The 13,145-nt window shown below is 41.8% G+C and carries 9 protein-coding genes; 8 read left to right on the top strand and 1 reads right to left on the bottom strand.

Annotated elements, in window-relative coordinates; all coding sequences use genetic code 11:
• Nucleotides 1-123: 123 nt before the first annotated feature.
• Nucleotides 124-1,509, bottom strand: coding sequence for a glycoside hydrolase family 28 protein (locus CBM24_RS24585; RefSeq protein WP_088163779.1), 1,386 nt, complete (start codon nucleotides 1,507-1,509; stop codon nucleotides 124-126).
• Nucleotides 1,510-2,132: 623 nt separating this feature from the next.
• On the opposite strand from CBM24_RS24585, the gene CBM24_RS24580 reads away from it, so the two are divergent.
• The 8 genes from CBM24_RS24580 to rhaM all read left to right on the top strand — a co-directional run bounded on the left by CBM24_RS24580 (nucleotide 2,133) and on the right by rhaM (nucleotide 13,139).
• Nucleotides 2,133-3,458 carry a glycoside hydrolase family 28 protein gene (locus CBM24_RS24580; protein ID WP_232475624.1) on the top strand — a complete coding sequence of 442 codons (1,326 nt, stop codon included), beginning with the start codon at nucleotides 2,133-2,135 and terminating at the stop codon, nucleotides 3,456-3,458.
• Nucleotides 3,459-3,499: 41 nt separating this feature from the next.
• On the top strand, nucleotides 3,500-5,347 hold the full coding sequence (locus tag CBM24_RS24575; protein WP_088163076.1) for a rhamnogalacturonan lyase: 1,848 nt from the start codon (nucleotides 3,500-3,502) through the stop codon (nucleotides 5,345-5,347).
• A gap of 55 nt (nucleotides 5,348-5,402) precedes the next feature.
• A complete protein-coding gene (locus CBM24_RS24570) occupies nucleotides 5,403-6,173 on the top strand; it encodes a rhamnogalacturonan acetylesterase (RefSeq protein ID WP_088163075.1) in 771 nt (256 codons plus the stop codon).
• An 8-nt stretch (nucleotides 6,174-6,181) separates the two neighbouring features.
• Nucleotides 6,182-6,961 carry a rhamnogalacturonan acetylesterase gene (locus tag CBM24_RS24565; protein WP_088163777.1) on the top strand — a complete coding sequence of 260 codons (780 nt, stop codon included), beginning with the start codon at nucleotides 6,182-6,184 and terminating at the stop codon, nucleotides 6,959-6,961.
• Nucleotide 6,962: 1 nt separating this feature from the next.
• Nucleotides 6,963-8,558, top strand: coding sequence for an arylsulfatase (locus tag CBM24_RS24560; protein WP_088163074.1), 1,596 nt, complete (start codon nucleotides 6,963-6,965; stop codon nucleotides 8,556-8,558).
• Nucleotides 8,559-8,672: 114 nt separating this feature from the next.
• The gene (locus CBM24_RS24555; RefSeq protein ID WP_088163073.1) at nucleotides 8,673-9,827 is read left to right on the top strand and encodes a glycoside hydrolase family 88 protein; all 1,155 of its coding nucleotides are present in this window, start codon (nucleotides 8,673-8,675) and stop codon (nucleotides 9,825-9,827) included.
• Nucleotide 9,828: 1 nt separating this feature from the next.
• Nucleotides 9,829-12,786, top strand: coding sequence for a glycoside hydrolase family 2 protein (locus tag CBM24_RS24550; RefSeq protein ID WP_088163072.1), 2,958 nt, complete (start codon nucleotides 9,829-9,831; stop codon nucleotides 12,784-12,786).
• A gap of 41 nt (nucleotides 12,787-12,827) precedes the next feature.
• A complete protein-coding gene (gene rhaM / locus CBM24_RS24545; RefSeq protein WP_088163071.1) occupies nucleotides 12,828-13,139 on the top strand; it encodes an L-rhamnose mutarotase in 312 nt (103 codons plus the stop codon).
• Nucleotides 13,140-13,145 lie beyond the last annotated feature (6 nt).

Below are 13,145 nucleotides of genomic sequence, written 5' to 3'. Positions count from 1 at the left end.
ATGCATAAAAAAAGGGCTTTTCTATGTTAATAGAAAAGCCCTTTTTTTATGGCGTAACCCTAATAGTATGTATTCTTTTCCATAATGCTTATTTAGGTTTCTTGAACCCAAAAAGGTTGTGCTTTATTCACTTTTATCACTATTCGTGTAGGAAAAATCATTGACGTATTTATTTTGAATAGCAGTTGATGTCGTTTTTTTAAGATGTACATCCTTCAATCGTATGGTCTGAATTGGAAGTTCGGGATTACCATTGATCTTCGAGACAAACTGACCTACTTCAGCTTTAATGTGGGAAAGATAGACATTCGTTATTGGAGTCAGTTTTTTTACTTTGGTTGGTACCAGGTTGCGCCATTGATAGAGCACATCCGTATCTATTCCAAGTATACCTTCCTTTACGTTTTGGGCTTTGATCTTTGAAAAATAAATGTTTTTAACGTAACCGCCCATTCGTTCATTGGTTTTGATGAAAAGTAGATGCATGAGCTTCTCATTCGGCAGTACTGTGCAATTGTTTACGTAAATATTTTCAATCCCTCCCGAGAGTTCACTTCCAACGGCAAGGAGCTGGTGACCGTCACGGATCTCGCAATTACGGATCACAATATTCTTTGTTGGCGTTTTCAACCGCCAGCCTTCGGGATTTCTACCCGACTTCAAGGCAATAGCATCATCCCCCTGGTCAAATACACAATTTTCAATCAATACATTCTGACTCATTTCTGGGTCAATTCCATCATTGTTATGCCCATGGGCGTAGATGTCGATGCCACGGATAAGCGCATCTTTCGTTAGGTAGAGATGCAAGGTCCAAAAAGGACTGTTTCGGATCTTGATATCTTCGACCCTCACATGTTGGCAACGGTTAAATTGAATAAACTGAGGTCTAAGGTTAGATGTGTCGTTGACCATGAGACGCTGTTCCACAGGCATCCCTTCTTGTGCCCAATTATAGAGATTTTTGATGCTTTCCATGTGCGGCTTTGGTCTCGGAAACCATTTCTCCCAAACAGTCAGATCTGCTTTTATGGTTCCCTTACCGGTAATGGCAACATTTGTCGCTTCGTATGCATAGATCAATGGCGAATAATTATAGCACTCAAGCCCTTCCCAGCTACTGTGAACAGCAGGTAAATAGTCTTTCGGGTCGCCCGAAAATAATAAGGTTGCTCCTGCACTGACATGTAAGTTAACATTGCTCTTTAGGTGTATTGCCTTGGTTGACCATTCTCCAGGAGGAATAATGATATTGCCACCCGATGTTGTCGCTAGCGCAATTGCCTTCGCGATTGCTGTGGTAGTACTTTCCTTGTCACCCTGACGTGCACCAAAATCGCGGATATCGTAGTTTTTACAATGCTCGAAATTTGGGACCTTAAATACTGGGATTTCAAAAGGAGCTTTGATTTTAATATCGTCTTGGTTGATCTTGCTGATCTGCGCGACGCTCAATCGAGTAAAAGCGATCGATAGTAAAATAAAGGCGAAGATTGATTTATATTTCATGTTAATAATTATTTCATGAGCACGCAAGCTCGGTTTGTGTTTTTTAAGGCCATATGGAATATCCAGTTTATTTTTCATCAGGAGGTCCTAAGCAATTGGTTAAAAACAATAAAGACTAAAAATAAGGAACAATCAAGGGGGAACCTAATTTTACCAAGCAGGACAGTACAAGGTGGTTTGGATATATTTTCTTAAGGATAAGGTATCACCAAATCCATATCAACTCCTGACTGCAAGCGGATTGTTAAAAAGGTGAGTGCATGGTGAATCAACCTCTAAAAGGTGGACTCAACGTGGACTCACTGTGCACTCAACGTGGTTACAGTTAGGAGTTGGTCATAAGTTGGTGTGGCGTTGGAGTTGAGAATTCTATAACAAATATATTACGAATGACGTTGAATCCCTGTTTTTAACCTTATTATACATGAAAACGAGCACTTTCTGACTGTATTGTCTGGTTTGTTCAGGATACTACAGGACGGCTCTTGTTAAAAATGTTGATACTTTTAAAACTAGCTACTTATTTAAGTATCCTTAAATACGCTAATCAATTCGAAGGCATTGTCTACACGTTTTAATTAAGCTGTAGACAAGCGGGGAAACAAGACTTAATAAAACTAAATATGATGAAAAAATTCTTTCGATTTTTACTCCTGCTTACATCAATTGCGATCTTGTCCAATGCACATGCGCAAGGAAAGTTTCCGGACGGAACAGCAATCTCAAAATGGTTCGAGACTGTAAAATCGACTGAGATCGGAACGCTCGGAAAGAAATTTCTCATCACGGATTTTGGTGTGGTCGCAGATAGCACCATCGTGCAAACTGCCAAAATCCAACAAGCAATTGATAAAGCATATGAAAGTGGAGGCGGTGTCGTCGTCGTACCTAAAGGGATCTATCTGAGTGGTTCATTATTTTTTAAACCAAAGACACACTTGCACTTGGAAGAAGGGGCTGTGTTAAAAGGAAGTGATGATATCGCAGATTTTGCGCTAGCGGAGACTCGAATGGAAGGTCAGACAGTGAAATATTTTTTGGCGCTTGTCAATGCGGATCAGGTGGATGGATTTACAATTTCGGGCAAAGGCACACTCGATGGAAACGGGTTGCGCTACTGGCGATCCTTTTGGCTTCGAAGACAGTTTAATCCACAATGCACAAATATGGACGAGATGCGCCCACGCTTACTTTATGTTTCCAATAGCAAGGACGTACAAATATCGGGCATTCGTTTGATCAATTCACCGTTTTGGACCTCACATTATTATAAATGTGAAAATCTCAAATTGATCGGTTTGCACATTTCGGCGCCAAAGGAACCTGTGAAAGCGCCTAGTTCAGATGCGATTGATTTGGATGTCTGCCGCAATGTATTGATTAAGGATTGTTACTTATCCGTTAACGATGATGCGATCGCATTAAAAGGAGGTAAAGGGCCTAAGTCCGACAAAGATCCTAATAATGGACCTAATTCAAATATTATTATTGAGAACTGTTTCTTTGGATTTTGTCATAGTGCACTGACTTGTGGTAGTGAATCTATTCATAGCTATAATGTGATTTTTAGGAACAATACCTTAGATAAAGCACGCAAGCTGTTGCAGTTAAAGATGCGGCCAGATACGCCACAGGAATATGAAAACATTTTGATCGAAAATGTAAAGGGAAATGTCAATAGCATGTTGTTTATTAAACCTTGGACCCAATTTTTTGATTTGAAGGGCGAGAAAGATATTAAAATGTCCTATGCAAGAAATATTGTCCTACGCAATATAGATCTGGATTGCGACATCGTATTCGATGTCCTCAATTCGGAACAATATGTGCTGTCGGATTTTACATTTCAAAATATGCACGTCCGTGCAGCCAAAGATCCAGCGATTCACAGGGAATATATTAGAAACTTTGTCCTAAATAATGTAACTGTTAATAATAAAAAGCAATAATAATATGTACCAGCATATTGCTGTGGCTTAGACCTTGAATTATGAAGACAAAACTTATTCTTTTGACCGGGGCGCTGATCGGTTCCCTAGCCGTTTCAGGCCAACGTAAAATGGAGTTTTTGGATCGGGGGATGGTGGGTGTAAAAACGACGGACAACGCTGTTTTTTTAAGCTGGCGTCTGCTTGGCACTGACGATTTTGATACGGCCTTTGCAATTTATAGAAAGGATGGGAATGGCAAGCAGAAAAGACTAAATACTTCACCTTTGACCAAAGGGACTAATTTTTTGGACGATCAGGTCGATTTGAATCAAGATGTTACTTACATTTTGGATATAGTAGCCGGAGGTAAAGAAAAAGAAGTCGCTAAATTGACCTTATCGAAAGATCAAAAAGTACAGCAATACTTAAATATTCCCTTACGTACTCCCAAAGGGTACACTCCGGGTGATATTTCTGTAGGTGATTTGGATGGCGACGGGACTTACGAACTGATTGTTCATCAGACGGGTGTTGGACATGACAACGCACACAATGGGATTACTTCGGAACCTATTTTTCAGGCATATAAACTAGATGGTACTTTTCTTTGGGAAATCAATTTGGGTAAAAATATCCGAGAAGGAGCACATTATACCCAATTTATGGTATACGACCTCGATAGTGACGGCCGTGCAGAGCTGGTCTGTAAAACGGCCGACGGTACGAAAGATGGACTGGGAAATGTCATTGGTGATGCCCAGGCCGATTGGCGTGATACCGTATTAAATTCGCGGACTGTTGGTCGCATATTGAAAGGACCTGAATATTTAACCGTATTTGATGGATTGACGGGCAAAGCCCTAAGCTCTGTAGATTATTTACCAGAACGTGGAGAGCTAAGTTCATGGGGAGATACAAATGCTAATCGCAGCGATCGATTTTTAGCTTGTGTAGCCTATTTGGATGGTGTACATCCAAGTGTTGTGATGACGCGGGGATATTATGAACGGACAGCTCTGGCAGCGTGGGACTTTAAAGATAAAAAATTAGTGAACCGCTGGGTATTTGATAGCAAAGTTCGTAAAGATCCTTATTCCGGACAGGGATATCATAATCTTACGGTCGCGGATGTTGACCAGGATGGCAAAGATGAAATTGTGTTTGGTTCGATGGTTATTGATGATAATGGCAAAGGTCTATACAGTACAGGACTGGGACATGGCGATGCGCTGCATGTCGGCGACCTAGATCCTGAAAGACCCGGCCTGGAGATCTTTGGAATCCATGAACTGAAAGGAGGGCGGAAAGGGACCGGCGTGGCTTTATTGGATGCCAAAACTGGCGCAATATTGTTTAAAAGTGCAATAGACCAAGATATTCCCCGCGGTGTTGCTGCAAATATAGATCCCGATCATAAAGGGGCGTATCTGTGGTGGCTGGGATCTAGCGATATGTACGATACCAAAGGTAATCGTGTCGGGCCGGCTCCGAGATCGACCAATTTTCTGATTTGGTGGGATGCCGATTTGAGCCGGGAACTTTTAAACAGTAACTATATTGAAAAATATAAAAATGGGAAAATAGAACGCATCTTTACGGGGATTGGAGCATCATCGATCAATGGAACTAAAAGTACACCTAACCTGAGCGCGGATATCTTTGGCGATTGGCGTGAAGAATTGATCCTACGTGCAGACGACAACCAAAGCCTACGTATCTATACAACAACGATCCCTACAACGCAAAGGGTATATACGTTGATGCATGATCCACAGTATCGCTTGAGCATAGCATGGCAGAATGTGGCTTACAATCAACCGCCACATACGGGGTATTATCTCGGTGCAGGTATGGATCGTCCAGTCAAGCCGAACATTCAGCTGGTTAAGTATGCCCATAAAAAATAGAAATTCGGAAGCGCGATTTGGATTTTTTGACTAAAAGAAATAGATAAGATAGCAAATGAAGCATACAATAAAATGGATAGGGATGGCACTGACAGCCGTTCTTTTGATATCCTTTGCAAAACAGCAAGATAGACCTACGATTTATCTTATCGGTGATTCGACCGTTAAGAACAGCAATAAGGAATATTGGGGCTGGGGTACCCTGATTCCTGAATTATTGGATACGACACGAATCCGTGTAGATAACCATGCAATGGCGGGGCGTAGTACACGAACATTTGTCAAAGAAGGAAGATGGGCAAAAGTTGATTCGTTGTTCAAGCCGGGAGATTTTTTATTGATTCAGTTTGGCCATAACGAGGGCAGTAAGCCCGATACCAGCAAACAAGGCTATCGGGGTGTGCTGCGGGGCATCGGTCAGGACTCCGTTGTGTTGGATTGGGGAAATGGAAAGAAGGAGACCGTGCACACTTACGGTGAAAACCTGCGTCGTTTTGTGATTGAAGCAAAGAAAAAGGGGGTAACACCAATTTTGTTATCCATGATTCCGCGCAACCAATGGGATAATCAAGGTAAGGTGAAACGAGCCGACAACGACTTTGGCTTGTGGGCTAGGCAGATTGCAGAAGAACAGGGCGTTCCCTTTTTGGATCTGAATAGTATTACCGCAGATAAATATGATCAGCTTGGTGCTGAACGGGTAAAATCCAATTATTTTCCAGGTGACCATACGCATACGAATAAAGCTGGAGCAAGAGAAAATGCATTGTCTGTTATCGAAGGATTTCGGAGGATTAAAAGCCAATTAGTACAATACATTAAATAAAAATGAAGATGAAATTGAAATTGTTGCCTTGGGCTGCGGTCCTTTTCGCTGTAATCAGTATGTCTTTTTTGGAAAAACAGCATAAACCGACCTTATTTATTATTGGTGATTCCACCGTAAAAAACGGACAGGGAAATGGGGCCAATGGACAGTGGGGCTGGGGAAGTTTGATCGGTCAGTATTTTAAATTAGATAAGATCAATGTCAAGAATCGTGCTTTGGGGGGAACAAGTACCCGGACATTTTATAACAATCCAAAGCTTTGGCAGAGGGTACTGGATAGCATACAGCCGGGCGATTTTGTCCTTATGCAATTTGGACATAATGATTCAAGTCCTATTGTGGATACGTTACGTGCTCGTGGAACGATAAAAGGAAATGGCGACGATTACCAAGAAGTGTATAATCCATTGCTGAAGCAACATGAAGTTGTCTATAGTTATGGTTTTTACTTACGTCGATTTGTGAAAAATATTCAAGACAAAGGAGCCACAGCAATTATTTGTTCACCTATTCCGCGCAATGCCTGGGAAGGAAACCAAGTGCGTAAATCGGATTATGCAACATGGGCAAAAGAAGCTGCACAACAGGCTAATGCGTTTTTTATCCCCTTGCAGGATCAAGTGATAGCCCAGTATGAAACATTGGGGAAAAAGAAAGTAGAAACAGAATTTTTTGATCCTAAAGATGCGACCCATACAATTAAAGCAGGTGCTTTGCTAAATGCTAAACTCGTTGCTGAACAATTGAAAGCACAAACCAAAATCGGTCTAAAGAAATTTATGTAGTATGATAAAATCTACTTTTCCGCTGGCGATCTTCTTTCTGCTCACAGTATTTACAGTCCGTGCACAGCAACGGCCCAATATTGTGTTGATTCTGGCCGATGACATGGGCTATGCCGATTTAGGTTGTTTTGGTTCCGAAATTCAGACCCCACATTTGGATAAAATGGCAAAGGAAGGTATTAAGATGACTAACTTTTATAATGCTTCGCGTTGTTGTCCATCACGTGCTTCTCTATTGACCGGATTGTATCCGCATCAGGCAGGTGTGGGCGATATGATGAACAAGCGTCCTTTTCCTGCCTATCAGGGCTATTTAAATCGAAACTCGGTCACATTGGCCGAACTATTGAAAAGCGCAGGTTATGGAACTTATATGGCTGGGAAATGGCATGTTGGACAGGAAAAAGAAAATTGGCCTCGGCAGCGTGGATTTCAGCGCTACTATGGGCTAATTGATGGAGCAAACAGCTACTTTGAAAACCGGCCTTATCGTCCCAAACAAACATTGACGATAGCTTTGGACAATGAGACGATCGTTCCGCCAAAAGATTACTATAGCTCGGATGCCTATACGGATTATGCGATGGCTTTCATTGGTGAGCATTTGGAAACGAAAAAAGAGGATCCTTTTTTTCTATACCTCGCTTTTCAGGCGCCCCACTGGCCTATACATGCCAAACCGCAGGATATTGCAAAGTATCGGGGTAAATATATGGAAGGCTGGGAGGCTATCCGTGAAAAGCGTTTTCAAAAACAGCAGCAGTTAGGGATAGTGCCACCAACGACCAAATTGTCTCCAATGGATACCACCTTGCGAAATTGGAATGATTGCAGCTGGGAAGAAAAAGTAAAATGGGATGAAAAGATGGCTGTCTACGCGGCGATGGTAGACGAATTGGATCAGAATGTTGGCCGACTGGTTGATTATCTCCAATCAAAAGGGCAATTGGACAACACTGTTTTTATTTTTCTCTCTGATAACGGGGCGAGCAATGAGACAATAACCAATGCGGGATTTACAGCAGAAATTAGAGCTGCGAATGAATTTCCTGCTAGTCATCCACGTTCTTTTACAGCTTATGGAATCGAAGGCGCTGCAGTGAGCAATACGCCTTTCAAAAAGTTCAAGCATTGGGAGTTTGAGGGTGGCAATGCAACCAGTTTTATCGCATATGGCCCCAAGTTTCTGCCTCAAGGAAAACAGTTTGATAGGCCAGCCCATTTGATCGATATCATGCCAACCTTAGCACAATGGTCGGGAGCAAACTATCCTAAAAATTATGCCGGTAATACGATTAAACCGATGGAAGGGGCCTCCTTGCTTCCGCTATGGAATGAGCAACAGAAGGATATGGATAGGGAAATTTGTTTTGAGCACGAAGGTAACAAAGCTGTGCGCAAAGGAAAATGGAAATTGGTCTCTTCCTATCCTGAAAATAGGTGGTATTTATATGATATAGAAAAAGATAGAAGTGAAACAGTAGACTTATCAGCCTCTTTTCCGAAAATATACCGAGAAATGGTTCAGATCTATGAAAACTGGGCGAAAAGGGTTGGTGTGATACCCTACGAGCAGCTCGCTCAAAAACCTTCATGATTTCGCAGACACCAACAGCAATGAAAGCAAAAGAAGGTTCTCTCTGGCCAATAAGATCAGACACTTTCAGAAAAAAAAGGAATTCCCGTTATGAATAATTATATAAAGAAAAACATGAAAATATTTAATACTTATACGACCACTTTATTGATTGCATTTTTCCTTTCAGCATGTTCATCGACGAAGAAAGTTGTCGAACAGAAGCCGGAATTATCTGCTGTAGATGTACTCCAATCGTTGCAGTTGACCAATCGTTATTTCATGAACAAATGGACAGATACAGGGAAACCGATCTACACCAACCGTTGGCGGCCGAGCAACATCTGGACCCGGGCTGTTTATTACGAAGGGCTCATGGCACTTTATCAGATTGATAAAAACAACGAATACTACAATTATGCAGTGGATTGGGGAAATAAACATGACTGGGGGATGCGCAACGGTTTAGAAACTCGAAATGCCGATGACCAGGCTTGTGGGCAAACCTACTTGGATCTCTATGAGATTGAAGCAAAGCCTGAGCGTATCCAAAAGATTAAAGCCAATATAGATTACATTATCAAATCTGGAAAAGTAGACGATTGGACTTGGATTGATGCCATACAAATGGCCATGCCAATTTATGCCAAACTGGGTGTAATGACGAAGGATCAAACTTACTTTGATTACATGTATAAAATGTATCATCATTCAAAAACACAGGAAGGTGGAGGCCTATATAATCAGACCGATAAACTTTGGTGGCGCGATAAAGATTTTGTTCCTCCCTACAAAGAACCAAATGGTGAGGACTGTTATTGGTCACGCGGTAATGGATGGGTGGTAGCAGCTTTAGTGAGGGTACTATCTTTAATTCCGGAAAACGAAGTACATCGAGCAGAATATGTAGCGGATTATAAGGCATTGATGGAAGCACTTGTTCCTATCCAAAGACCAGATGGATTTTGGAATGTCAGCCTGCATGATCCCAATAATTTTGGCGGACGGGAAACCTCAGGGACAGCATTATTTGTCTATGGTATGGCCTGGGGTATCAATAATGGTTTTCTAGATGCTAAAATATATCGCCCTGTTGTAGAAAAGGCATGGAAAGCAATGCTAGCAGAAGCGGTACACCCTTCTGGGTTTTTGGGCTATTTACAAGGAACAGGGAAAGAACCTAAGGATGGTCAGCCCGTCAGTTTTTCAAGTCAACCGGATTTTGAAGATTACGGTTTGGGTTGTTTTTTATTGGGAGGGACAGAGGTTTATAAAATGTTGTCAAGATAAGATGAAAAGGTTCCTGTTTATTTTTTGTTGCCTGCTGCTTTCATTCGGTACATATGCTCAAGCGGGGAGGAGGACTTTTAGTTTTAACGCTGACTGGCGTTACCATATTGGCGATGTTAGTGATGCTTCTGCTGAAGACTTCGATGATCGCGCATGGAAACAGGTTGCTCTGCCCCAAGCATGGAACGAAGATGAAGCTTTCACAAAAGCGATACATGACCTTTCGACAACTATTGTTTGGTATCGAAAAAAGTTTAGTATTCCCAAGGGAATTACTTCCGATAAGGTCTTTTTGGAATTTGAAGGGATTCGCTTTGGCGGAGAATTTTATCTCAATGGAAAATTTATTGGTCGTCATGAAAATGGCGTTATGGCAGCAGGACTTGATATTTCGGACCTGATTGATCGCGATCACGAAAATATCTTGGCCATACGTATAGACAATAGTTGGAGCTATCGTGAAAAGGCAACAAATAGCACGTATCAATGGAACGATAAAAACTTTAATGCAAACTATGGTGGAATTCCAAAAAATGTGTGGATCCACTTTACTTCCAAAATTTATCAGACTTTACCATTGTATTCCAATTTGAAGACTACAGGTGTTTATGTGTATGCGAAAAACATAAATATCCCTGAAAAGACAATGGATCTTTTTGTTTCTTCGGAGGTAAAGAATGAAACCCTGCAATCGCGTCTGGTCAACTTTGTTGCCGAAGTACATAATGCCGAAGGAAAATTAGTGAAAACATTTTCAAAAAAGTTCAACCTTCCTGCCAATCAAACACAACAATTGACCATGAACTCAACCATGAATCAGGTTAATTTTTGGAGCTGGGGTTATGGCTATCTCTATACGGTTACGACAAAAATTGTACAGGACAACAAAACTATAGACGCTGTAAAGACGAAAACAGGATTTCGAAAAACGGCTTTTAAAGATGGCATGGTCTATCTGAATGATCAGGTTTTGATGATGAAGGGCTATGCACAGCGTACAAGTAATGAATGGCCTGCTGTTGGTTTGTCTGTAGCACCTTGGTTAAGTGATTTTAGCAATGGACTCATGGTCAAGAGCAATGCCAATTTGGTTCGTTGGATGCACGTAACACCTTGGAAACAGGATGTTGAATCCTGCGACCGCGTGGGACTGATGCAAATGCTACCCGCAGGAGATGCCGAAAAAGATGTCCAAGGTAGACGTTGGGAACAGCGAACAGAGCTTATGCGTGATGCGATTATTTATTACCGCAATAATCCAAGTGTCTTGTTTTATGAGTGTGGAAACGAGTCTATTTCGGAAGAGCATATGGCAGAGATGAAAGCCATTCGTGATCAATACGATCCAGCTGGCGGACGGGCAATTGGCTCACGTGAAATGCTGGATAGTAAGCTAGCTGAGTATGGTGGTGAAATGTTGTATATCAATAAAAGTGCGCGTCATCCCATGATCGCAACCGAATATATGCGGGATGAGGCCTTACGTAAATATTGGGACGAATTGAGTTATCCATTTCATAAGGATGGTGAAGGGCCGCTTTATAAAGGCGTAGATGCTAGTGATTATAACAGAAACCAAGATAGTTATGTTGTTGAAGCGGTACATCGTTGGTGGGAATATTGGAAGATGCGTCCGGGCACTGGTGATCGCGTAAATTCGGGCGGTGTCAATATTATTTTCTCGGATTCCAATACCCATTTTAGGGGAAAAGAGAATTACAGAAGAAGTGGCGAAGTAGACGCCATGCGTATTCCCAAAGATGCTTACTTTGCCCACCAGGTGATGTGGGATGGCTGGATCGCTCCTGATCCAAAAGGCTTGTACCTTGTAGGACACTGGAACTATGCTCCCGGAACGAAAAAAGATGTATTGGTCGTTTCGGCCGCTGACCGGGTAGAATTAGCTGTGAACGGAAAAGTACAGAAAGAAGCGGAAAAGCTATACGACTTCCTATACCGTTTTCCAGCCATTGATTTTGAGGCCGGCGTATTGACGGCAAAATCATTCACAAAAGATGGAAAGTTGTTAAATAAGAAAGAACTAAAAACAACAGGTGAGCCTTACAAAATCCGTTTGACGGCGCAACATGGTAAAAATGGCTTATTTGCTGATGGTAACGATATGGTATTGGCAGAAGTCGAAGTGCTTGACAAAAACGGATTACGTTGCCCATTGGCTTCTAATACGATTGACTTTAAGTTGGATGGACCGATGGATTGGCGCGGGGGGATCGCCCAGGGGCCTGATAACTATATTTTAGCTACCTCACTTCCTGTGGAGGCTGGTGTAAATCGTGTATTACTTCGCACAAAGTACGATAAATCGGGGCGTGTGATGTTGAAGGCGACATCAAGTGGTCTGCTGTCAGATTCAACCGTCTGGACGGTGCAACCGCTCAAAACCATGGCGGATTATTTCGTCAAGGAATCCAACGAAAATTTGCCTTCATTTTTAGCGCGTGGACCAAGTCCTGCGAACCCCACATTGGTGCAACTGAAAAAAAGTCTCAAAATCCGTGCAGTTGCTGCTGGCGCCAATCAAGAGAAAGCATCACACTCTTACGACGACAATGAACTGTCGGATTGGGTCAATGACGGACAACTAGGTACCGCCTGGATTACATATACTTTGCAGGAAAAATCCGATATTGATGAAGTTGACCTGAAACTGAATAATTTTAGATCAAGATCTTATCCATTGCAGATTTTTGTGGACGAAAAACTTGTTTTTGACGGCAATACCGATGTGACATTAGGCTATTGTACCTTGTCATTTCCGCGCACAAGGGGTGAAAAGATAACAATAAAACTTAAAAATGCACCTTTTACCACGAGGGAAAACAATCAGGTTGAAATGGGGGGCAAGAAACTTGATGATGGTGTGGCCCGTAATGACGCGAATGCCAAAGGCACCTTGAGCATTATCGAAGCTGACATACATCAGGTAGTGGCCAATTAAGAAAATTTGTCGATCATAAAATAGTTGAAGACTTAAAAGAAATGGAGAAAATAGCATTTAAAATGAAATTGAAACCGGGAATGTCTGGGGAATATAAGCGGAGACATGACACGATCTGGCCAGAATTAATAACCTTATTACGCGAAAATGGGGTGTCTGATTATTCCATTTTTTTGGATGAGGAGACAGATACTCTATTTGCTGTTCAATATTTAGCAGGACATTCGTCACAAGAGTTGGGTAAGGAAGCTATTGTTCAGCAATGGTGGGATTATATGTATGATATCATGGAAGTACATGCCGATCATTCTCCAGTATCGGTCAGTTTGAAAAAAGTATTTCACATGGATTAGGCCAAT

This window comes from Sphingobacterium sp. G1-14 (genome assembly GCF_002196555.1).
Classification (GTDB): Bacteria; Bacteroidota; Bacteroidia; order Sphingobacteriales; family Sphingobacteriaceae; genus Sphingobacterium; species Sphingobacterium siyangense.
This window is presented reverse-complemented; position numbering and strand designations above follow the sequence as displayed.